General features: G+C 65.1%; 26 protein-coding genes and 2 pseudogenes. 18 read left to right on the top strand and 10 right to left on the bottom strand.

Annotated elements, in window-relative coordinates:
- The first annotated feature begins 483 nt into the window (after positions 1-483).
- The 7 genes and pseudogenes from EJ067_RS23705 (at position 484) to EJ067_RS23675 (ending at position 5,398) form a co-directional block, all read left to right on the top strand.
- Positions 484-867, top strand: a complete 384-nt coding sequence (locus tag EJ067_RS23705) for a hypothetical protein (RefSeq protein ID WP_245468337.1) — start codon at positions 484-486, stop codon at positions 865-867.
- Positions 834-1,363: pseudogene (locus EJ067_RS23700) on the top strand (hypothetical protein). Before EJ067_RS23705 ends, EJ067_RS23700 begins: the two are co-directional and overlap by 34 nt.
- On the top strand, positions 1,338-1,820 hold the full coding sequence (locus EJ067_RS23695; protein ID WP_126087629.1) for a hypothetical protein: 483 nt from the start codon (positions 1,338-1,340) through the stop codon (positions 1,818-1,820). The pseudogene EJ067_RS23700 and the gene EJ067_RS23695 overlap by 26 nt, the downstream one beginning before the upstream one ends.
- A 90-nt stretch (positions 1,821-1,910) precedes the next feature.
- Positions 1,911-2,813, top strand: coding sequence for a ribokinase (locus EJ067_RS23690; protein ID WP_126087628.1), 903 nt, complete (start codon positions 1,911-1,913; stop codon positions 2,811-2,813).
- A gap of 5 nt (positions 2,814-2,818) precedes the next feature.
- Positions 2,819-4,270: an amidase gene (locus tag EJ067_RS23685; RefSeq protein ID WP_126087627.1), complete on the top strand. Its 1,452-nt coding sequence runs from the start codon at positions 2,819-2,821 to the stop codon at positions 4,268-4,270.
- A gap of 93 nt (positions 4,271-4,363) precedes the next feature.
- Complete coding sequence (locus EJ067_RS23680; protein ID WP_126087626.1) at positions 4,364-4,978, top strand: LysE family translocator; 615 nt, start codon at positions 4,364-4,366, stop codon at positions 4,976-4,978.
- Positions 4,979-5,077: 99 nt separating this feature from the next.
- Positions 5,078-5,398 (top strand): hypothetical protein, encoded by a 321-nt coding sequence (locus EJ067_RS23675; RefSeq protein ID WP_126087625.1) that lies wholly within the window; start codon positions 5,078-5,080, stop codon positions 5,396-5,398.
- An 87-nt stretch (positions 5,399-5,485) separates the two neighbouring features.
- Here EJ067_RS23675 and EJ067_RS23670 read toward each other — a convergent pair whose 3' ends face one another.
- Positions 5,486-6,427, bottom strand: a complete 942-nt coding sequence (locus tag EJ067_RS23670) for a nucleoside hydrolase (RefSeq protein ID WP_126087624.1) — start codon at positions 6,425-6,427, stop codon at positions 5,486-5,488.
- A gap of 142 nt (positions 6,428-6,569) precedes the next feature.
- Here EJ067_RS23670 and EJ067_RS23665 point away from each other — a divergent pair, with 142 nt between their 5' ends.
- Positions 6,570-6,995 (top strand): Hsp20 family protein, encoded by a 426-nt coding sequence (locus EJ067_RS23665; RefSeq protein ID WP_126087623.1) that lies wholly within the window; start codon positions 6,570-6,572, stop codon positions 6,993-6,995.
- 65 nt (positions 6,996-7,060) lie between these two features.
- Complete coding sequence (locus tag EJ067_RS23660) at positions 7,061-7,318, top strand: DUF1150 family protein (RefSeq protein WP_126087622.1); 258 nt, start codon at positions 7,061-7,063, stop codon at positions 7,316-7,318.
- A gap of 91 nt (positions 7,319-7,409) precedes the next feature.
- Here EJ067_RS23660 and ptsN read toward each other — a convergent pair whose 3' ends face one another.
- The 6 genes from ptsN to lptC all read right to left on the bottom strand — a co-directional run bounded on the left by ptsN (position 7,410) and on the right by lptC (position 12,671).
- Entirely contained in the window at positions 7,410-7,874 is a 465-nt protein-coding gene (gene ptsN, locus EJ067_RS23655; protein ID WP_042641064.1) for a PTS IIA-like nitrogen regulatory protein PtsN, read from the bottom strand.
- A 60-nt stretch (positions 7,875-7,934) separates the two neighbouring features.
- Positions 7,935-8,522, bottom strand: coding sequence for a ribosome-associated translation inhibitor RaiA (gene raiA, locus EJ067_RS23650; RefSeq protein WP_126087621.1), 588 nt, complete (start codon positions 8,520-8,522; stop codon positions 7,935-7,937).
- Positions 8,523-8,837: 315 nt separating this feature from the next.
- Positions 8,838-10,367 carry an RNA polymerase factor sigma-54 gene (rpoN, locus tag EJ067_RS23645; protein WP_126087620.1) on the bottom strand — a complete coding sequence of 510 codons (1,530 nt, stop codon included), beginning with the start codon at positions 10,365-10,367 and terminating at the stop codon, positions 8,838-8,840.
- Between the two features lie 189 nt (positions 10,368-10,556).
- Positions 10,557-11,375 carry an LPS export ABC transporter ATP-binding protein gene (lptB, locus tag EJ067_RS23640; protein ID WP_126087619.1) on the bottom strand — a complete coding sequence of 273 codons (819 nt, stop codon included), beginning with the start codon at positions 11,373-11,375 and terminating at the stop codon, positions 10,557-10,559.
- Positions 11,375-11,971, bottom strand: a complete 597-nt coding sequence (locus EJ067_RS23635; protein ID WP_126087618.1) for an LptA/OstA family protein — start codon at positions 11,969-11,971, stop codon at positions 11,375-11,377. Before EJ067_RS23635 ends, lptB begins: the two co-directional genes overlap by 1 nt.
- Entirely contained in the window at positions 11,958-12,671 is a 714-nt protein-coding gene (lptC, locus tag EJ067_RS23630) for an LPS export ABC transporter periplasmic protein LptC (RefSeq protein ID WP_126087617.1), read from the bottom strand. Before lptC ends, EJ067_RS23635 begins: the two co-directional genes overlap by 14 nt.
- Before the next feature lie 301 nt (positions 12,672-12,972).
- Here lptC and sppA point away from each other — a divergent pair, with 301 nt between their 5' ends.
- From sppA to EJ067_RS23610, 4 genes are all read left to right on the top strand, one after another.
- Complete coding sequence (gene sppA / locus EJ067_RS23625; protein ID WP_126087616.1) at positions 12,973-13,926, top strand: signal peptide peptidase SppA; 954 nt, start codon at positions 12,973-12,975, stop codon at positions 13,924-13,926.
- 78 nt (positions 13,927-14,004) lie between these two features.
- A complete protein-coding gene (locus tag EJ067_RS23620) occupies positions 14,005-14,289 on the top strand; it encodes an integration host factor subunit beta (protein WP_027165368.1) in 285 nt (94 codons plus the stop codon).
- Between the two features lie 166 nt (positions 14,290-14,455).
- Positions 14,456-14,782, top strand: coding sequence for a DUF1049 domain-containing protein (locus tag EJ067_RS23615; protein ID WP_126087615.1), 327 nt, complete (start codon positions 14,456-14,458; stop codon positions 14,780-14,782).
- 25 nt (positions 14,783-14,807) lie between these two features.
- Positions 14,808-15,770, top strand: a complete 963-nt coding sequence (locus EJ067_RS23610) for an ornithine cyclodeaminase family protein (RefSeq protein ID WP_126087614.1) — start codon at positions 14,808-14,810, stop codon at positions 15,768-15,770.
- Here EJ067_RS23610 and EJ067_RS23605 read toward each other — a convergent pair.
- The 3 genes and pseudogenes from EJ067_RS23605 to EJ067_RS23595 all read right to left on the bottom strand — a co-directional run bounded on the left by EJ067_RS23605 (position 15,763) and on the right by EJ067_RS23595 (position 17,358).
- Positions 15,763-16,200: pseudogene (locus EJ067_RS23605) on the bottom strand (EVE domain-containing protein). The gene EJ067_RS23610 and the pseudogene EJ067_RS23605 overlap by 8 nt on opposite strands.
- A complete protein-coding gene (locus EJ067_RS23600; protein ID WP_126087613.1) occupies positions 16,197-16,577 on the bottom strand; it encodes a VOC family protein in 381 nt (126 codons plus the stop codon). The pseudogene EJ067_RS23605 and the gene EJ067_RS23600 overlap by 4 nt, the downstream one beginning before the upstream one ends.
- Positions 16,578-16,647: 70 nt before the next feature.
- Entirely contained in the window at positions 16,648-17,358 is a 711-nt protein-coding gene (locus EJ067_RS23595) for a YafY family protein (RefSeq protein ID WP_126087612.1), read from the bottom strand.
- A 97-nt stretch (positions 17,359-17,455) separates the two neighbouring features.
- On the opposite strand from EJ067_RS23595, the gene EJ067_RS23590 reads away from it, so the two are divergent.
- The 5 genes from EJ067_RS23590 (at position 17,456) to EJ067_RS23570 (ending at position 21,528) form a co-directional block, all read left to right on the top strand.
- Positions 17,456-17,941, top strand: coding sequence for a DUF1772 domain-containing protein (locus EJ067_RS23590; protein WP_126087611.1), 486 nt, complete (start codon positions 17,456-17,458; stop codon positions 17,939-17,941).
- An 89-nt stretch (positions 17,942-18,030) separates the two neighbouring features.
- Positions 18,031-19,107: a class I SAM-dependent rRNA methyltransferase gene (locus tag EJ067_RS23585; RefSeq protein WP_126087610.1), complete on the top strand. Its 1,077-nt coding sequence runs from the start codon at positions 18,031-18,033 to the stop codon at positions 19,105-19,107.
- 1 nt (position 19,108) lies between these two features.
- Positions 19,109-19,969, top strand: a complete 861-nt coding sequence (locus EJ067_RS23580; protein WP_126087609.1) for an RNA methyltransferase — start codon at positions 19,109-19,111, stop codon at positions 19,967-19,969.
- 9 nt (positions 19,970-19,978) lie between these two features.
- Positions 19,979-20,467, top strand: coding sequence for a signal peptidase II (gene lspA, locus EJ067_RS23575; protein ID WP_126087608.1), 489 nt, complete (start codon positions 19,979-19,981; stop codon positions 20,465-20,467).
- Between the two features lie 71 nt (positions 20,468-20,538).
- Entirely contained in the window at positions 20,539-21,528 is a 990-nt protein-coding gene (locus EJ067_RS23570; RefSeq protein ID WP_126087607.1) for an MDR family oxidoreductase, read from the top strand.
- Positions 21,529-21,596: the final 68 nt, after the last annotated feature.

The raw sequence follows: 21,596 nt of genomic DNA, 5'->3' as shown, positions 1-21,596 counted from the left end.
GTGGCCGCGAGCCTGCTGGCCGCCTGCACCGGCCAGGCTGCATCGGCAGCCACCGGGAACGTGCTGTTCAATGGCACTATCACCGCCACTTGCACGATCACGATCAACTCCAACGGCACGATGACCGTCAGCAGCAATCTCCAGTCGCTGAGCTCCCACAATGCCGGCGGTTCGGCCGGCAGCGCCCAGGTCGATACCACCGGCGGCGTCACGCTCAGCGTCGATCCGGTCACCACCACCACGGTGCCTGCCGCGGACACCACGGCCACGACATGGACCCCGACCTTCGCCACCTCCGGCGCGCAGACCATTGCAGAGACCGGCACCGCGACGGCGCTGACGGTACCGGGCACATCGACGGTCGCGGTCAATCTTGCCGGCACCAAAGAGCGGCACGAACCGCTTCTCCGCCGGCAACTACCAGGCAACCGTGACGCTGCGCTGCGAATAGCCCTCCCGCGAAAGGAGCCGTCCTTGAGAACGATTGGAATCCTGGCGGCGGGGCTGATCGCCGTGCTGTCACCCATTGCTGCAACGGGCCAGTCGATGACGCCGATGCGGGGCGAGGTGAGGTCCTTCACCGACGCCTTCGCGGTGCGGGTCTTCCCCGGCAACCCCTACGACCGGCGCATACGCGTCGAAATTCATGTCTATGACCAGGATTTCCGGCCGATCGACGCCAGGATCACGCCGAGCGCCTTCCTCCTGGCCGGCCAGGCGTCGCGTCCGGTTCTGGTGGTCGTTCCGTTCGACGGCGCCAACGAGCGTAAAGTGCGTATCTGTACCGAGAGTATCCCCTTTCCAAGCGAGCAGACGCAGATAAGGGCACAGATATGCGGAAAGTTCTTCGGGCATCGCAGGTTCTGACGCTTGCCCTGCTGCCCGCCTTGGCGGTCGCCAGTCAGGGGTTTGCCGAGGATATCCTGAACCTGAACCAGAACCAGACGGGTTTCACCTTGCCCGGCGTCACCCTGCCCCAGGGCCAGGACGAGGTTCATGCTTCCGATGGCACGACCTGCCGCTCGGCCGTTTCCGGCAGCGGCGCCTATCTGGATGTTGGCGTCATCCGCGGTAACAGCAACAGCCAGTCGAACAGCGACGTCGCCACTTACGGCCGCGTGGTGGTCCCGATCGGGCGGACACCGAAGCGCGTCGATTGCAGTCGCCTTTACGAACTCGAGGTCGAGCGTCTGCAGCTCGAGTTGAAGCTCCTCAAGATGGGCCTCGGCGCCGACGGCCAGACGGGGAGCGTGGCTGCCCCCGCCCCGCGGCCGCCGCCACCGCCGCATCAACTGGATGGGCCAACGAAGGCTGGAGCATCAGAGGCACAACCGGCAATGACAGGAAAAAGAAGAAGAAATAGCCGCGCGCTGATCGCGGCGGCAGTGCTTGCCGGCCTCTGCCTGCCGGCCCAGGCGGCGATCGTCGGCAGCTGCACCATTGTGATCGGCGCCTCGGGAACGATGAAAGCGAACCCGGCGATCAACATCTTCGGCTCCAGGCAGGCGGGCGGGTCGAGCGCCGGCGCCACCATCACCGCAAGCTCGCTTCTGTGCACGATCCTCAACCTGCTCGACTGCTATTCTGTGTCGGCTCCGCCACCGATCGCATTCAGCTCGGCGCCGAGCGGCGGCGACACGAACGTCACCTTTGACACCGTCTTCCGGCTGGACGGCTCGGGCACGGACATCCCGGGCAGCTCGCCGCAGCGGGTGATCAACGGTACCCACACCATCCAGGTCGACCTCACCGCCACCAAGTCGCCGGGTATCTTTCCGGCCGGCAACTATCAGGGCATGGTCACCGTGCGCTGCGAATGAAAGCGTGGCGGCTTACGCGAAACCCTTCAATGGGCTGGCAACCGGCACTCTTACGGGCTAGCTTCCCGCGCAGTCAGCAGGAGGCACTTCTTGATTATCGTTGTCGGCTCGATCAACCTCGACCTCATCGCCAATGTCGACCGCTTGCCGGAGCCCGGCGAGACGGTCCGCGGCTCCGGTTTCGCCACCGCGCCAGGCGGCAAGGGCGCCAATCAGGCTCTGGCCGCCGCCCGCGCCGGCGCCAAGGTGCGCATGGTGGGCGCCGTCGGCAAGGACAGCTTCGCCGCAGAGGCGCTGGCGTTGCTGAAAGCCGGCAATGTCGATCTCTCCGGCGTCGGCGAGAGCTTCGCCTCGACCGGCACGGCGCTGATCCTGGTCGGCGCCGACGGCGAGAACGTCATCGCCGTCGTGCCGGGCGCCAACGATTCGGTTCTGCCCGGCGACATTGCCAAGGCCTATCTGAAGAAAGGCGATGTCGTGCTCTTGCAGCATGAGATCCCGCTGCAGACTGTGGAAGCGGCGCTCGACGCCGCGCGCGCGGCAGGCGCCGTCAGCGTGCTCAACACCGCGCCTTTCCGCGCCGAGGCCTCCGGTTTCCTCGGCAGGGCCGACTACGCCGTCGCCAACGAGACCGAGTTCGACCTTTATGGCGAGGCGCTGGCGCTCTCCGGGCGCGACCGGCAGGCCCGGATGCGCGACTATGCCCAGAAGACCGGCCGCGTGATCGTCGTCACGCTCGGCGGCGACGGCGTGCTGGCCGCCACGCCCGACCATTTCCTCACCGTCCCGGCGCTGAAGATCACCCCGGTCGACACGGTCGGCGCCGGCGACACTTTTTGCGGCTATTTCGGCGCCGGCCTGGCGTCCGGCCTTGCGCTCGAAAAGGCGCTCATGCGCGCCGCGGCCGCCGGCTCGCTCGCCTGCCTGAAGCCTGGCGCGCAGCCGGCGATCCCGTTGGCAAAGGACGTCGACGCCGCCTTGGCCGCGCGGTGACGGCGATGCGTCCGTCGACGAAACATGCCGTGCCGCCGGCCGGCGACATCTGCCGCCTGTCCGCGATCGATCTTGCCCAGGCGATCCGGCAGCGGCGCCTGTCGGTGCGCGAAGTCGTCAATGCCTTTCTCGACCGCATCGAGGCCGTCAACCCGCTGGTCAACGCCATCGTGTCGCTGCGCGAGCGCGCCGGCATCCTGGCGGAAGCCGAAAGGGCCGATGCCCATCTGGCCGAGGGCGGCGCGACCGGATCGCTGTTCGGGCTGCCCATCGCCATCAAGGACCTGGCCCTGACCAAGGGCCTGAGGACCAGTTTCGGCTCGCCGATCTTCGCCGATTTTGTCCCGCAGGAGGACGATTTCTTCGTCGAGCGCCTCCGCAAGGCCGGCGCCATCATCATCGGCAAAACCAATGTCCCGGAGTTCGGCCTGGGCTCCAACACCTACAATCCCGTCTTCGGCCCGACGCTCAACGCCTTCGATCCGGCGCTCACCGCCGGCGGCTCGAGCGGCGGCGCGGCGGTGGCGCTGGCGCTCGACATGCTGCCCGTCGCCGACGGCAGCGACTTCGGCGGTTCGCTGCGCAATCCGGCCGCCTACAACAACGTCTATGGCTTCCGCCCGTCGCAGGGGCTGGTGCCCGCCGGCCCCGACATCGACGTCTTCCACGCCCAGATGGGCGTCGAAGGGCCGATGGGCCGCAACGTCGCCGACATCGCGCTGCTGCTCGACGAGCAGGCCGGCTATCATCCGCGCGCGCCGCTGTCGCATCACAAGCAGGGTTCCTTCCTCGAAGGTTTGGGCACGAAAGCCACCGGCGGCCGCATCGCCTGGCTCGGCGATCTCGGCGGCCACCTGCCGATGGAGCCCGGAATCCTCGAACTGTGCGAAGCCGCCCTTGCCCGCTTCGCCGAGGCATCCTTCCACGCCGAGGCGCTGGTGCCGGATTTCGACTTCGAGGCGCTGTGGCAGGCCTTCGTGACGCTGCGCCAGGCAAGCAGCGGCTGCGGGCTGAAGGCGCATTATGACGATCCGGAAAAACGCAGGCTTTTGAAGCCGGAAGCGGTTTGGGAAGTCGAGCAGGCGATGCGCCTCAACGCGCCTCAGGTCCACGCCGCCACAGTCCGGCGCTCCTCATGGCACAGGGCGCTGCTGTCGCTGTTCGAGCGCTTCGACCTCATCGTCCTGCCGACCGCGCAGGTCTTCCCTTTCGACGTCGCCACCCACTGGCCGCGCGAGGTCGCAGGGCGGACGATGGACAGCTATCACCGCTGGATGCAGGTCTCCGCCTTTGCCACGCTGGGCGGCTGCCCGGCGCTCAACGTGCCGGTCGGCTTCGACGGCAGGGGCCGGCCGATGGGCATGCAGCTGATCGGCCGTCCGCGCGGCGATCTCGCCGTGCTCAAGGCCGGCGCCGCCTATGAGGCGACGCTGCCATGGCCGGCGGGGGCCGGCTGACAGACCGCGCGGCTCGGCCAGCTTGCACCGGCGCCAACTCCGTGCATTGATCGCGCTCCGCCCAAGTCGGTGCCATCCTGTTCGAGGGAAACCATGTCGCTGGAACTTTACGCCACCTATGTCGTCGCCTGCGTCGTCATCATCCTGGTGCCCGGCCCGACGGTCACGCTGATCATTGCCAACAGCATGCGCCACGGCTCGCGCGCCGGGCTTGCCAATGTCGCCGGCACCCAGGCCGGCCTCGCCATCATGATCGCCATCGTCGGCATCGGCCTCAACACGCTGATCGCCGGCATGGGCCACTGGTTCGAATGGGTGCGGCTGATCGGCGCCGCCTACCTGATCTGGATGGGCGTGCAGATGTTTCGTTCGAAGGGCACGCTGAACCCCGATGGATCGGCCAGGAAGCCGCGCGGCGGCTTCTTCCTGCAAGGTTTCCTCGTGGCGATCTCTAATCCGAAGACGCTTGTTTTCTTCGGCGCCTTCTTCCCGCAGTTCATCGCGCCGCACGGCAATTACACGCTGCAGATCGTGGTCATGGGCCTGACCGCGATGGTCTTCGCCGCCATGTCGGATTCGACCTACGCGCTTGCCGCCGGCCGCGCCGGCCGCATTCTGTCGGCGAGCCGCGTGAAGCTCATGTCCAGGGTCAGCGGCAGCTTCCTGGTAGGCGGCGGGCTATGGCTGGCGTTCTCGAAGGCGAAGTAACGGCGGGCGAAAGCCGAGACTTAAACAGCATCTTGCTGCGACGGGAGGGCCATTGAAAGTCGGCCTTCCTGTCGCCACGTAATGCCCAGCAGGGGATTCATGCTGGTGTCGTGGTCTTACACAGATTTGAAGGGGAACGCTGCTGGTGTTGTCCTGTTCATCGTCGCGTTCGCGGTGATGTTTTCCCTGGCCGTCAACAAATGGACCAATGACGCCAGTCCGATCCGGTCGACCGACTCGATCGAAGCAACGGTCAAGAGTGTCCAGCTGGACCACGGCCGCGGAATCTATGTCGTCTCCATCGAAAACGGCGGGTCTGCAGTGATCGACGACGATCGTCCGCATCTGCTCAATTCGCGTGCGACGATAGAGCGCGTCACCCGCGATAACGGCTTCGTCTTCTACCGGTTTGCCGAATGATCCGCGGAGTTCATTCGGCGCAAACTCTTCCCTCTCGGCGCTGCGCGCCGATCCACCTTCCCCAACAAAAGGAGGAAGGAAGAGGCCCTACAGCCGCCCAAGCCTCTCGATCAGCAACGCGAAGAAGGCATCATGGTCGATGTCACGCATCACCATGGCGTTCTTTTCCCGCTTTGTGACGCCCCACCAGTCGATCACCGTCATGCCCATGGTGAGCTCGGAGGTCGTCTCGACGCTGACGTTGCAGAGGCGGCCCTTGAACAGTTCCGGCTTGATCAGGTAGGCGATCACGCACGGATCGTGCAGCGGCCCGCCGTCGGTGCCGTATTTCTCCTCGTCGAAACGTTCGAAGAATTCCAGCATCTCGGCGGTCGCGGTGCCGACCCTGGTGCCCAGCTGCCGGAAGGCCTGAGTGCGCTTGGCCGTGGTCAGCGCCTTGTGGGTGACGTCGAGCGGCATCATCACGATCGGAACGCCGGACTTAAGCACCACATCGGCGGCCTGCGGGTCGACATAGATGTTGAACTCGGCGGCGGGCGTGACGTTGCCGCCCTCGAAGAAGCCGCCGCCCATCAGCACGATCTCCTTGATGCGCGGCGCGATCCGCGGCTCGCGGATCAGCGCCAGGGCGATGTTGGTGAGCGGCCCCAGCGGGCAGAGCGTGATCGTGCCGCTCTCCTCGCGCATCAGCGTCTCGACGATGAAATCGACCGCGTGCTCTGCCTGCAGCGGCATGGTCGGTTCGGGCAGCTGCGGCCCGTTGAGGCCGGTCTTGCCGTGCACTTCCTCGGCGGTGACGAGCTCGCGCGCCAGCGGGCGGACGGCGCCGGCATAGACCTTGATGTCGGGGCGGCCGGCGAGCTCGCAGATCTTGCGGGCATTCTTCTCGGTGAGCTTCAGCGGCACGTTGCCGGCGACGGCGGTGATGCCGACGATCTCCAGCTCGGGGCTGCCGAGCGCCAGCAATATGGCGACGGCATCGTCCTGGCCGGGGTCGGTGTCGATGATGATCTTTCGTGACTGGGGCATTTCAATTCCTTTTTGGGGAGTCTTTTTGGGCGGGGTTTTGATGGCTTGAACTTGGTTGCGCGGCGGACCATATCAAGACCATCGGGAAAAATGCCATCTGGGTTTTTCCGGTTTGTGTCGCTCTTGAGAGGACAATGTAACAATGAGTCGAATGACGCCCTTCTCTAGCCCGCTTCTCTTGGGTTTCGACGCCATGGAAAAGACGCTCGAACGTCTGGCGAAGTCGGGCGACAGCTATCCTCCCTATAACATCGAGCGCCTGGGCGCCTCGGACGGCAAGGCCGAGAGGCTGCGCATCACGCTTGCCGTGGCGGGTTTCGCCGAGAACGACCTCGATGTCACCACGGAGGAAAACCAGCTGATCGTGCGCGGCCGTCAAACCGACGACACCGAGCGCGAATTCCTCCACCGCGGCATCGCCGCGCGCCAGTTCCAGCGCTGCTTCGTGCTGGCCGACGGCATGCGGGTGATCGGCGCGGACTTGAAGAACGGCCTTTTGTCGATCGATCTCGATCGGCCGGAAGCCGAGCGGCTGGTACGGAAAATAAACATATCGGTGAAAGACTGATCTTTGCCAATGGCTCTAATGCGGGACGGCCGGAAGTGGCGTCCTCGCGCCAAGGAGGCTTGAAAATGCCCAGAACTGACGAAACCCTGACCATGACCAGCGGCGAACTCGCCCATTTGGGCGAAGGTTCGGTCGCTTACCTGAGGAAAGTATCGAGCGACGATCTGCGCGGCCGCTTCCCCGGCCTCACCGAGATCGCGCCCGGCCTGGAACTGTGGGCGCTGTTTGCCGCCAACGGCCAGCCGATCCTGCTTTCCGATGCCCGCGACCGGGCGCTGGCGGGTGCGCTGGAGAACGATCTGACCACGGTCGCGATCCACTAAGGATCGCTTCCCGCCGTCCCAGGCGGCGTGTGGTTGCGTTTGAAACGGAAAGGGCCGCTCCCGCGGCCCTTTGAAGGTTTACCCCGAAAATTCAAGCCGCGTGCGAGGCCTGCGTGTCCGACAACAACGCGTGGATGGCCACGGCGTCGCGCGTCCCCCTGATCTTGGCCACCGTATCGGCATCGCGCAGCACCCGCGCAATGCGCGACAGCGCCTTGAGATGGTCGGCGCCGGCGCCTTCGGGCGCAAGCAGCAGGAACACCAGGTCGACCGGCTGGTCGTCGAGCGCCTCGAAATCCACCGGCGTCTCCAGCCGGGCGAAGACGCCGGCGATCCGCTTCACGCCTGCGAGCTTGCCGTGCGGAATGGCGATGCCGTTGCCGACGCCGGTCGAGCCCAGACGCTCGCGCTGCAGGATGGTGTCGAACACTTCCCGCTCCGGAATCCCCGAAATCGCCGCCGCCCTCTCCGACAGCAATTGCAGAAGTTGCTTTTTGGAATTCGCCTTCAACGCCGGCATGATAGCCGGAACGCTGATGAGATCGCTAAGATCCATGCTTGAAAAATCCCTTGCTCGCCTGCCCGCGCCGGTCGTCCCCCTCGCGCGGCCGGCTTCTTATCCCTGCGCGACTTTGGTAGTCGACGGATCGATCCAGCCGATGTTCCCATCCGGCCGGCGGTAGACGATGTTGAGATGGTCGTTTCCGGCGTTGCGGAAGACGAAAACCGGGCTGTCCTTGGTATCGAGCTCGATGACGGCAGATGCCACCGACATGGTGCGGAGCGTCATGGTCGATTCGGCGACGATGACCGGAGCGAAGTCCTCCGGAATGTCTTCTTCATCGTCGGCGAGCGGCGCCATCACCGTATAGGCGATGTCGGTCGGCTCCTCGCCATTGCCGTTGCCGACATTGCGCGACTTCAGCCGGCGCTTGTAGCGCCTGAGCCGCGTTTCGAGGCGATCGGCGGCCGCCTCGAAGGCAAGCGTGGGGTCCTGGGCGTCGCCGGTCGCCTGCAGCGAGGCGCCGGAATCGAGCCGGATCATGCAATCGGCCGAGAAGCGCGACCCCGCCTTGATGACCGTGACATGTCCTGAAAAACCCCGATCGAAATACTTTTCGATCGCTTCGTTGACACGATCGTTGATGCGCGTACGAAACGCATCGCCGATGTCCATGTGTTTTCCCGAAATGCGCAGATTCATCTGAAAACTGACCTTCCTTGCTCAGGCTTCAAACTGTCCCGAGTTTATACCCGTGGTGCGCGCGCACAAGCTTTGCGGCGGCACGCGCGCCGATTTTAGACCCGAACTTTGCGGTTGATCACAAGTCGCCTTCTTGGCCGTCCGAGGCCTTCGCTTTGACGGACCCATTCGCGAGCGGGCATCGCGGCCCGGCTCATGCGGGCGGGCTTCTAGACACTTCATTGCGGCTTGTCAATGAAGCACGAAAACTGTGGGAATCCGCCGTTCCCCGGAGTCCGCATCGACCAGGTCAGGCCGGCTGATTGTCAACCGCCCTCAGCGTCCGGCGTTGGCCAATGCCCGCTTTTCGCGGCGGCGCTGCACCGATGAAGGGATGTTCATGCCTTCGCGGTACTTGGCGACGGTGCGGCGCGCGATGTCGACGCCGCTTTCCCGCAGCATATCGACGATGGCGTCGTCGGAAAGCACGTCCGCCGGCTTTTCCTCGTCGATCAGCTGCTTGATGCGGTCGCGTACCGCTTCGGAGGAATGGGCTTCGCCGCCTTCCGCCGAGGCGATCGAAGCGGTGAAGAAATAGCGCAACTCGAAGACGCCACGCGGCGTCAGCATGTATTTGTTGGCGGTGACGCGGCTGACCGTCGATTCATGCATCCCGATCGCGTCGGCCACCGTGCGCAGGTTGAGTGGTTTGAGATGCCGCACGCCATGGACGAGGAACGCATCCTGCTGGCGCACGATTTCCGAGGCCACCTTCAGGATCGTCTTCGCCCGCTGGTCGAGGCTGCGCGTCAGCCAGTTGGCATTCTGCAGGCACTCGGCGAGAAACTCCTTTTCCGCCTGGTCCCTGGCATGGCATGAGACGCGGGCAAAATAGACATTGTCGACCAGAACGCGCGGCAGCGTGTCGGCGTTGAGCTCCACCGCCCAGCTGCCGTCGGCGGCCGCCCGCACCTCGACATCGGCGACGATCGCGTCGCTGGCGCCGCCCGAAAACGCAGTGCCGGGCCGCGGATCGAGCGCCCGGATCTCGGCCAGCATGTCGAGAAGATCCTCCTCGTCGACGCCGCAGATGCGTTTCAGCGCATGGAAATCCCGCCGCGCCAGAAGTTCGAGATTGGCGAGCAGGGCCTTCATCGCCGGATCGAGCCGGTCGCGGACGGCAAGCTGCAGCGACAGGCATTCGGCGAGATCGCGGGCAAACAGGCCGGCCGGCTCGAAGGTCTGGCAGACGCTGAGAACGCGCGCCACCGCTCCGTCGTCCGCGCCCAGCCGCGCGGCGATTTCTTCCAGGTCGGCACGCAGATAGCCCGCCTCGTCGAGGCTGTCGGCAAGCTCGCCGGCGATCAGGCGTTCAGCAGGAGCAGGGAAAGCAAGCGCGATCTGCTCGCCGACATGCTCGCGTAGCGTCACGACGGTCGCGGCCATCTCCCCGACATCGAAGCCCTCCGACGACGCGCCGCCGGCGCTGCTCCCGGACGCCGACTTCCATTGCGCCGTAAGATCCGGTCCCAGCCTCTCGCTCGTTCCGGGATCGTCGGGGAAAAGGTTCTCCAGCGAAGAGTCGAGCTTGTCCGAGATCGCCTCGGCGCTCCATTCCGTCTCGGCCTCGAACCAGTCATCCCCGCTGGCCGGTTCCGGCGCGGCCTCGTTCTTCTGCGGCTGGTCGCCGCTTGCATCGTCCTGCGGCTCCGCCCGCTCCAGCAGCGGGTTGCGCTCGATCTCCTCGTCGATGAAGCGCTCGAGCTCGACATGGGTGAGCTGCAGCAGCCGGATCGACTGCATCAGCTGGGGCGTCATCACCAGCGACTGGGACTGTCTGAGCTGCAGTTTGGCTGCCAGCGCCATGGTGGGATTCAAACGCCTCGTCTACGCATCGAACAATGGTTTTTCGGTCGGGCATAGAAACTGGCCCGCCTTTTGCTTGTCAAGCTAAACGCTAGCAGCGACGGCTTACCGGAGCGTTATCCGAGGACGGATTGCCGATAAATCCGGCGAAACGGCGCGAAATTTCGGCGGAAAGCCGGATTTTCACCGTTAGAGGGTAAAACCCTCGCCGAGATAGAGCCGCCGCACATCGGCGTTGGCGACGATCTCGTCGGCCCGGCCATGCGTCAGCACCTGGCCGGCATGGATGATATAGGCGCGGTCTATCAGGCCGAGCGTCTCGCGCACATTGTGGTCGGTGATCAGCACGCCGATGCCGCGCGCGGTCAGATGCCGAACGAGCTGCTGGATGTCGGCGACCGCGATCGGATCGATGCCGGCGAAGGGCTCGTCCAGCAGCATGTAGGCCGGCCGCGTCGCCAGCGCCCGCGCGATCTCGAGACGGCGTCTTTCACCGCCCGACAGCGACATCGACGGCGCCTTGCGAAGATGGCTGATGTGGAATTCCTCGAGCAGCTCGTCGAGCGTGCGCTCGCGCTCCTTGCGGCTCTTTTCCACCACCTCCAGAACGGCGCGGATGTTCTGCTCGACGTTAAGCCCGCGAAAGATCGAGGCCTCCTGCGGCAGATAGCCGATGCCGAGACGGGCTCGGCGGTACATCGGCATCGAGGTGACGTCGAAGCCGTCGATCTCGATCGTGCCTTCGTCCACCGGCACGAGACCGGTGACCATGTAGAAACAGGTGGTCTTGCCGGCGCCGTTGGGGCCGAGCAGCCCGACGGCCTCGCCGGCGCGCACGCCGAGCGTCACCCCGCTGACGACCTTGCGGCCCTTGTAGCTCTTGGTCAGGCCCTTGGCGATCAGGGTGCCCTTGAACTTCGCCTTGTCGACACTGACCGTTGCCGGGGCAGCCGGTTTTGCGGCCGCCCGCCCTGGGAGGCGGGCCAGCAGCGACGATACGCCAGCCATTACTGCTGCTGCGCTCCCTGCTGCTGCGCGCCCTGCTTCTGCGGCGTGATCGACATGATGACTCGGCCGCCAGTGCCGCAACCGTCGACATTGGCAAGACCGCTTTTCATTTGCACAGTGAGCTTGCAGCCCTTGAGCACATTGTCGCCCTGCGAGAGCACCACTTCGCTGCCGGAAAGGACAAGCACCTGGGTCTTCATGTCGAACGTGCCCTTGTCGCCGGTGGCGATCTGGTCGTTCGATTTGATGTAGACCTTGTTCTCGACCACCAGGTGGTCAATGTTGGCTGCACCGGTCATCGCCGACGCGCCGGCAGCCGCACCCTTGGGGGCGTTGGCATCCTTGACGTAGTAAACCGTCATCTTGCCGGCCTTGAGCAGCGTCGGCCCCTGATTGACGGTGACGTTGCCGCTGAAGATCGCCGCGCTGTCGGCCTGACGGACCTCGAGCTTGTCGCTTTCGATCTGGATCGGCTGGTCGCCCGACAGTTTCAGGCCGGACATCTGGCTGGTGCCGCCGGTCTGGGCAAGCGCGGGCGCCGCCAGCATGAAGAGAGAGGCCGCCGCTGCAAGCCTTGCCGAACTACTGCGACGCATTCTGCTCTCCGCCCTTTGCCTCTGCCGCCTTCAGACTTGCCGCATCGATGTCGACGCGCACCCGGTTCTCGAAGACCACCACCTTGCCGTTCTCTTCCACCGACATCGAATCGGCGGTGATACGCGACCCGTTGCGGCTGACATCGACCGGATTGTCCGTCTTCATAGAGCCTTTGCCCATGTCTAGGAAGACCGATTTGAACTTGGCCTGCATGCCGTCGCTCGTCGTCACCAGGACATCGCTTGTGAGGTCCATCGTGTTGGCGTCGCGGTCGTAGATGCCGTGCGCGGCGTTGACCGACACCACATTATCGCTGGCGACCGGCAGTTTGGCGTTGATGCCTTCGAGGTCGATGATGCCCTGCTTGCCGACATCCTGCGTCGCCCTGGTCGCCGTCAGCGAATAAGGCAGTTTCTGCTTGGTGAAGCCGTTGAGCTTGGGATTGGCCATCACCAGCTTGCCGTTCGAAAAGGCGGTGCCGTCGGCCTGCACCGAGATCGACACCGGCGCGGCGAGATAGGAATAGACCGGAAAGGCGATCGCGATTGCCGCCGCCAGCAGCGGCACGGCGAATTTCAGCACCCGCACGCGGCGCGAATGCCGCTGCGCGCGGTCGAACGCGTCACCGCGCGTGCCGCTTTCGCCAGCGGCAGCCGACACCGTTTCGGCATCGCTCGTTTCGTCAGATCGCGCCAACATGACTGTTTTCTAATGAGCCCTTGCCCCGCCAAACACCGCCTATAGGTGGTATGCCGGTCCCCGCAAGCAAGCACAAGCGGAGGAAAACTGCAAAAATGTGACGGCTACTACCGCACGACTAGGACGAATTCGGCTGAACTGCCAGCCTTTCATAGCAGATAGGGGCCGGCTGCGTTAATTTTTCGTGAGGTTGTCGTGATTGCCAAGTTGCGCCGAGACCTGTCGGGCCTTCAGGAAACGGTAGCCGCGCGCGGGTGGTTGCTTTAAAAGCGTGCTTTCCCCACCGATTGTGAGGCTGACGATGGCAATGAGAGCCGACGACCTGATCGACCGCCGCCGCTTGCGCCGCAAGCTGACCTTCTGGCGCGTGGCCGCGTTTGTGGTTCTGGCGGCGGCGCTGATCGCCTTTTCGGCATGGGTCTACAATGACGATTTCACCGGCCGGGCGGTCGATCACATCGCCAAGGTCAAGATCGAGGGCACCATCACCGAGGACGAGGAGCTGATCAAAAGGCTGGAGACGATCCGCAAATCGCCGACCGTGAAGGGCGTCATCCTGTCGATCGATTCGCCCGGAGGCACCACGGTCGGCGGCGAGTCGATCTACGAGGAGGTGCGCAAGCTTGCCGGCGACAAGCCGGTGGCGGCGGAGGTCGGCACGCTGGCGGCGTCCGCCGGTTACATGATCGCAAGCGCGGCTGACCATATCGTTGCCCGCAAGACCTCGATCGTCGGCTCGATCGGCGTGCTGATCCAGTACCCCGACGTCAGCAGCCTGATGGACAAGCTCGGCATCAAGCTGGAAGAGGTGAAGTCCTCGCCGCTCAAGGCCTCGCCCTCGCCCTTCAAGCCGACCAATGACGACGAGCGCGCCATGGTGCGCAAGCTCATCCTCGACAGCTATGACTGGTTCGTCGGCATCGTCGCAGAGCGGCGCAAGATGAGCCATGAACAGGCGCTGGCGCTGGCCGACGGGTCGATCTTCACCGGCCGCCAGGCGCTCGGCAACCACCTGGTCGACGCGGTCGGCGGCGAGGCCGAGGCGATCGACTGGCTTGCGACCAAGGGCGTCGACAGCAAGCTCAAGGTCGTCGAGTGGAAGGACACGGACCGGCGCGGTTTGCCGTTTTCGAAGAGCATGACCAAAGCCGTCGCCGGCGCGCTCGGCCTGCCGGACGCCGGCGGCGACATCATTCACGAACTTGGCGCCGGCCGCTTGTTCCTTGACGGTCTCGTTTCGGTCTGGCACCCTTGACAATTGTTGGGACGAGCCAAATAAAGCAATAAAATCATCCTGATAATTTGACCGCAGTGGTTTACGGGGAACGTTCTCATGATCAAATCCGAACTTGTGCAGATCATTGCCGCGCGCAACCCGCATCTCTTTTTGCGCGACGTTGAAAACATCGTCGGCGCGATCTTTGACGAGATCACCGACGCGCTCGCCGAAGGCAACAGGGTCGAGCTGCGCGGTTTCGGCGCTTTTTCGGTCAAAAACCGTCCTGCCCGCACCGGCCGCAACCCGCGCACCGGCGAATCCGTCGAGGTCGAGGAGAAGTGGGTGCCGTTCTTCAAGACCGGCAAGGAGTTGCGCGAAAGGCTGAACGGCGGCAAATAGGCGCCGCGGCGGCAGGTCGAAACGACCTCTCGGCGCTGAAAGCATGTCTCGCGAAAGTGGGAACCGGTTTCGGGACAAAGACATGCGCAGTATCAAAACCTGAAGCGCACAGGGCAAACCTGAAGGATCGCAGCGCGCTTTTAAGTCGCCTCTCCATGGAGATCTGATGTTCAATCGCTTCGTGCTCGTCGTGGTCTTCGTGCCGCTGGCCGTCATCCTGATCGCGCTTGCCGTCGCCAACCGCGGACCGGTCGCCTTCACGCTCGACCCGTTCCATCCGGGCAATCCGGCGCTGACGCTGAATTTGCCGCTCTTCATCTTCCTGTTCCTGGCTTTGGCCGTCGGCATGATCGTCGGCAGCATGGCGACCTGGGTGAAGCAGGGCCGCTATCGCAAGCTTGCGCGCCAGCGCGGACTGGAGGCCGAGAACCTGCGCCAGGCAGTGAGCCGCGCGCCCGCTGCGCCGAAAGGGCCGGCGCTGCCGACGAACTGAACGGCATACCGTTACGGAGCGTGCCATGCTGACCATCTCGGCCGCCGAGGTCGATCGCGCACTGACCTTTCCAGGGCTGGTCGAGACGCTGCGCATCGCCTTCCGCGACGGCGCCGTGCAGCCGGTGCGCCATCACCACGCCGTCGAACGGCCGGACGGCGCCGCCTCGACGCTGCTGTTGATGCCGGCCTGGACGGACTTCAACGCCGCGGGCAGTTCGGCCGGCGGCCATATCGGCGTCAAGATCGTCACCGTCTCGCCGGACAACAACGCCATCGGCAAGCCGGCGGTGATGGGCCTCTATCTGCTACTCGACGGCGTGACCGGAGAGCCGCAGGCGCTGATCGACGGCCAGCGGCTGACGCAATGGCGCACAGCTTGCGCCTCGGCACTCGCCGCCTCCTATCTTGCCCGCGAGGACGCTTCGCGGCTGCTGGTGATCGGCGCCGGCGCGCTGTCGTCCTTCCTTGCCAAGGCGCATTCGGCGGTGCGGCCGATCAAGTCCATCCATATCTGGAACCGCACGCCGGCCAATGCCGAAAAAGTGGCAAGCGCACTGCGTGCCGAAGGTCACCCGGCCAGCGCTGCCGGCGATCTCGAAGCCGAGCTTGGCGAGGCCGACATCATCGCCTCGGCGACGATTTCGACCACGCCGCTGATCAAGGGTGCGCTTTTGACGCCCGGCACCCATGTCGACCTGGTCGGCGGCTTCACGCCGCAGATGCGCGAGAGCGACGATGAGGCGATTTCTCGCGCCCGCGTCTTTGTCGACACCCGCGCCGGCGCCACCAAGGAGGCCGGCGACATCGTCCAGCCACTCGCTTCCGGCGTGCTGAAACCGGAAGCGATCGTCGCCGACCTGCATGAGCTGGCGCGCGGCGAGAAACAGGGCCGGCGAAGCGACGACGAGATCACGCTGTTCAAGTCGGTCGGCGCCGCGCTCGAAGACCTCGCCGCCGGCATCGCCGTCTGCAAGGCGCTCAAATAGCCGACACCGCCGGCTTTACGCCCATCGCCCCGCCGATCAGTCGGAAGTCGTGCTCGCTGATCTCGAACAGGCCGAAACGAAGCTGATAGCCCCAATTCGGCTTGCCGGCGGTGAAATCAAGGCGGTCGAGCAGCGGCTTGATCGGCGCTTCCCTGGCGTCTGATCAATCGACGTCGCGCCGCGCCGGCGTGAAGCCGCCGCCCATCTCGCCCTGGTAGATCTCGCCTTCGCGCACCGTGCCTATTGCCGTAAAGGACTGCAGCCCGTCCTTCTCGCCGAGCACGGTGCTCGGCGAGTAGTAGACGATGCCGTCGCCCGGCTTGATACGGCGCAGCGGTGAGGCCTTGCCGTGATTGACCTGCATGAAGCCGGCCTGGCGGCCGATCCTGACATGCCCGGCCGATGCGACAGCGACCCAGTAGGCGCTCATCCCTGCGCTCCCTCGAAAGGCCAGTAGACGCGCAAGCGGTGATTGTCGGGGTCGAGCGCGACGAACGTGCGGCCGAAATCCATGTCGGTCGGGGTCTGGAGGATTTTCAGGCCGCGCTTCGCCCAGTCGGAATGGGTGGCGTCGACGGCGGCCGCGTTCTCGACCGCAAGCACCAGCTCGCCGCCTCCGCCCGCCGCGGCGGCCGCCGGCTCAACGGTGTGGCGCGACCAGAGCCCGAGCTTGAAGCCCTTGTCGAGCACGAACATGGCGAATGTGGGCGAGGTCTCGACCGGCTCGCGCCCAAGCAGTGAAGCATAGAAGGCGCCGCTCCGTTCCGGGCTGTCGACGTAGAGGATGGCGAAATTGGGCGTGACCATGTCAGATCTCCAAGTTTGTTTGAACGACAGGTGGTTTAACCTCCACCACTGTCAGATTCTGGCAGTAGCATCAACCAGCGGAGTCTGACGCCGCGTTCTGGCCCGGCTTGTCGTGCGTCGCCCGCCATTCCTTCAGCATTACCTGGCGGCGGCGCGGATAGCGGATATCGGTGGCGGTGAGGTGGGACATGCGATCGGCGCGGAAGTGGCGAAAATCCCGGCGCATCTCGCACCATGCCACCATCACCCGAACCTTGTCGAAGAAGCCGAGAGCGAACGGCCAGACCAAGCGCTCCGACGTGGCGCCGCCGGCATCGCGGTAGAGGAAGCCGAGCTTGCGCTCGTTGCGGATCGCCTGCCGCACCACACCGAGGTCGATCGCCTCGACGGTTCCAGAACCCGGCCCGACCAGCAGCGTCGTGGCGTCGAGATCCTCGCGCAAATCGTCCGGCAGCACCGCAGCGATCTTCGATAGCGCATCCGTCGCGGCCGCGGCCAGCCGCTTGTCCGGCTGTTTCGCCACCCAGCGCGAACCGAGCACGATCGCCTCGATCTCCTCGTCGGTGAACATCAGCGGCGGCAGCATGAAGCCGGGCTTCAGCACATAGCCCAGCCCCGCCTCGCCTTCGATCGGCGCCCCTTGCCCCTGCAGCGTCGCGATGTCGCGATAAAGCGTGCGGATCGACACGCCCATGTCATCCGCGAGCATGCGGCCGCTCACCGGCCGGCGATGGCGGCGCAGGATCTGGATCAGGTCAAGGAGGCGTTCGGAACGGGCCATCGATTTGCTGTTTGCTGCAGCCCGACCATAGGTCCCCAGCGCGCGCCGCTGCAAGGCAGCGTCGGAACGCCTGCGCTCCGATGCCGTTGTCTCCCCGATGGAGATGCGCGGATATCTGTTCTTCTGGTCGGTCCTGACCATAACGATAGCGGCGCTCAGCCTAGGACCGTCCTTTGCCCATGCCCTGGAATCGCTTCCCAGGTTGACGAGATGGTCGCCCGCGCTTTGGCGCGAGGCGACCGTTTTCAACGCACAGTTCCAGCTGTTTCTGCTAGTAGGAGCGCCGCTCGATCTCGCCGCGATCTTCTGCCCGGCACTGCTTGCGTGGATGCTGCGCGGCCAAGCCACTGCCTTCTGGTTCGTCCTCGTCGCTACATTGCTTTATGCCGTCTCGCTGGCGCTCTGGTTCGGGCTCGTCAAACCGGCCAACGACGTCCTCGCGACGTGGACACCCGGACCGATCCCCGAGAATTTCGCCGCCATCCGGTTGCGCTGGGAGACCGGCCATATGGCGGTTACGGCCGCCAAGGCCATCGGTTTCATTTCGCTTGCTTTCGGCATGCTGTCGATCCGCCAGGTCTAAGCTCCGGATGGCCGCGCTGCACGCGCCTTTGTTGCGCCGGTGGGCATAGCTGTGGCAGAAGCGGGCCGAACCGCCGGAGATGCCTCTTCTTGAAATCCTTTCGCGACAAGCGCCGCGACAGCCGTCCGCACTCTGCAAGAACAGAGCCGGTGCGCCCGCGCGACACGTTTGCCCCGGCACCGCCAAAGACCGGCGAGCGCCCGGAAACGAAATCGCTGGATCGGCAGGACGCCAACCCTGCGCCGCGGGTGCTCCAGCGCCGCGAGGGTCCCTTGCCCGCCGAGCGGCTGCCGCTGATCCTCGAGGTCGCGCCCAATGCCGATTATGCGCTGCTGGACAGCGGCGCCGGCGAAAAACTGGAGCAGTACGGCCCCTACCGCATCGTTCGCCCTGAAGGCCAGGCGATCTGGCAGCGGGCGCTTGCCGCCAAGGAATGGGAGCGCGCCGACGCCATCTTCACCGGCGATACCGACGAGGAAGGCATCGGCCGCTGGCGTTTCCCGAAAGCGCCGCTCGGCGAGACCTGGCCGATGAAGCATGACGGCATCGACTATCTCGGCCGCTTCACCTCGTTCCGCCATGTCGGCGTCTTTCCCGAACAGGCCTCGCACTGGGACCATATGGCCGGGCTGATCGCGGCGGCCAGGCGTCCGGTCAAGGTGCTGAACCTCTTCGGCTATACCGGGCTTGCCTCATTGGTCGCCGCACGCGCCGGCGCCGAGGTCACCCACGTCGATGCCTCCAAGAAAGCGATCGGCTGGGCGCGCGAGAACCAGGAGATGGCCGGCCTGTCCGACAAGCCGATCCGCTGGATCGTCGAGGATGCGGTGAAGTTCGCCGAGCGCGAGGAGCGCCGCGGCAGCCGCTACGACATCGTGCTCTTCGACCCGCCCGCCTATGGCCGCGGCCCGAAGGGCGAAGTCTGGCAATTGTTCGAGGATCTGCCAAGGCTCACCGACCTCTGCCGCTCGATCCTGACGCCGAAGCCGCTGGCCGTGGTTCTGACCGCCTATTCGATCCGCGCCTCCTTCTTCGCCATCCATGCCCTGATGCGCGATACCTTCGCCGGCATGGGCGGGACGGTCGAATCCGGCGAGTTGATCATCCGCGAGAAATCCGCCGGCCGCGCGCTGTCGACCTCGCTGTTCTCGCGCTGGGTGGCTTGAAATGGTCGCATTTGACGGACATCGCCCGGTCGGGCAGGTCAAGGAAGTCACCAGCCTCGCCAATCCGCTGGTCAAGGACATCAGGGCGCTGGCGCTGAAGAAATTCCGCGACCAGCAGAACGCCTTCATGGCCGAAGGCCTGAAGCTGGTCATCGACGCGCTCGACCTCGGCTGGCAAATCCGCACCCTGGTCTTTGCCAAGGCCGGGCGCGGCAACGCGGCGATAGAAAAGGTCGCGGCACGCACGGTCGCCGCCGGCGGCACCGTGCTCGAAGTCTCGGAGAAGGTGCTGGCGGCAATCACCCGCCGCGAGAATCCGCAAATGGTCGTCGGCGTCTTCGCGCAGCAGACGCTGCCGCTAAAAGATATCCGCGCCACGGACGGCGATGTCTGGGTTGCGCTCGACCGCGTGCGCGACCCTGGCAATCTCGGCACCGTCATCCGCACCGTCGATGCCGTCGGCGCCAAAGGCATCATCCTGGTCGGCGACACCACCGATCCGTTTTCGCTGGAAACGGTGCGCGCCACCATGGGCTCGATCTTCGCCGTGCCGGTCGCCAGGGCGACGGAGCAGGCCTTCCTCGCCTGGCGCCGCGATTTCCCGGGCCTGGTCGCCGGCACGCATCTGAAGGGCGCCGTCGACTACCGCTCGGTCGACTTCTCCAGGGGCCCGGTCCTGCTTCTGATGGGCAACGAGCAGCAGGGCCTGCCCGACAACCTCGCCGAGAGCTGCGATCGGCTGCTCAGGATCCCGCAGGCCGGCCGCGCCGATTCACTCAATCTGGCGGTCGCCACCGGCGTGATGCTGTTCGAGATCAGGCGCGGCGCCTTGAAGCTCGACCCCGCTACCGACACGCGATAGGGCTGCTAAGTGAAATCCTGGTCCCCTTATGCCCTTCTGATCGTCGTTGCCATCGCGCTCGACCAGTGGATCAAGCAGCTGGTCGAGAACGGCCTCGCCTTCCAGGAAAAGGTCGATCTCCTGCCCTTCCTGGCGCTGTTTCGCACCTACAACACCGGCATCGCCTTCTCGATGTTCTCTTCCTTCGGCGACACCGGCCTGGTGGTCATCGCCGTGCTCGTCGTGGCCTTCGTGCTCTATCTGGCGGCGCGCACGCCCGCCGGCCACGTCCTTGCCCGCATCGGCTTTGCCCTGATCGTCGGCGGCGCGCTCGGCAATTTGATCGACCGCGCGGTCTACGGCCACGTCATCGATTACATCCTGTTCCACACGCCGGTCTGGTCCTTCGCGGTGTTCAATCTCGCCGACGCCTTCATTTCCGTTGGCGCCGCGCTCGTCGTCTTCGACGAATTGATCGGCTGGCGGCGGGAGACCAAACCCCAGGACCGAGGCAATTGACCTCGCGCGACCACCGCCTCAAAGTCGAGGCAACTGCGCAATAACAAACCGCCGGAACCGAGGAGACAAAAATGTCCGAGACCTTCAAAGCCATCCTCGTTTCGCGCGACGCCGAAAAGAAGCAGTCGGTCGAAATCGTCGACCTCTCCGACGCCGACCTGATGGAAGGCGACGTCACCGTCGCCGTCGAGGCGACGACCGTGAATTACAAGGACGGGCTCGCCATCACCGGCAAGGCTCCGGTCGTGCGCCGCTGGCCGCTGGTGCCCGGCATCGATTTCGCCGGCACCGTCATTTCCTCCTCCCATGCCGACTGGCGCAAGGGCGATCGCGTGATCCTCAACGGCTGGGGCGTCGGCGAGACGCATTACGGCGCCTATGCCGGGCGCGCCCGCGTCAACGGCGACTGGCTGGTGCCGCTGACCGACGGCATGATCCCGCATGACGCGATGGCCGTCGGCACCGCCGGCTATACCGCGATGCTCGCCGTGATGGCGCTGGAGCGGCACGGCATCGTGCCGGATCGCGGGCCGGTGGTGGTGACGGGGGCCGCCGGCGGCGTCGGCTCGGTCGCCATCTCGATCCTCTCCACCCTCGGCTACCATGTGATCGCCTCGACCGGACGCAATGCCGAAAGCCCTTATCTGATCGATCTCGGCGCGGCCGAGGTGATCTCGCGCGACGAGCTCAGCCAGCCGGCAAAGCCGCTCGCCAAGGAACGCTGGGCCGGCGGCATCGACTCTGTCGGCACCCATACGCTCGCCAATGTGCTTTCGATGACGTCCTATGGCGGCGCGATCGCCGCTTGCGGCCTGGCCGGCGGCATGGACCTTCCGACAAGCGTCGCGCCTTTCATCCTGCGCGGCGTCTCGCTGCTCGGCATCGATTCCGTCATGGCGCCGAAACCGGTCCGCCTCGAGGCATGGCGCCGCATCGGCGCCGACCTCGACCTCAGGAAGCTGTCGACGCTGTCCCGCTCGATCGGCTTCGACGGCATCATCGGCGCCGCGCGCGACATCGTCGACGGCAAGATTAGGGGCCGCGTGGTCGTCGATATGTAGTGCCTTCCAGGAGAAGCGTTCGGCGGTTTTCCGTGCGGAATTGCGCCAAAACGCGCAGAAACCGCCCG

It is taken from the genome of Mesorhizobium sp. M1D.F.Ca.ET.043.01.1.1 (assembly GCF_003952385.1).
In the GTDB taxonomy this organism is placed as follows: domain Bacteria; phylum Pseudomonadota; class Alphaproteobacteria; order Rhizobiales; family Rhizobiaceae; genus Mesorhizobium.
This window is presented reverse-complemented; position numbering and strand designations above follow the sequence as displayed.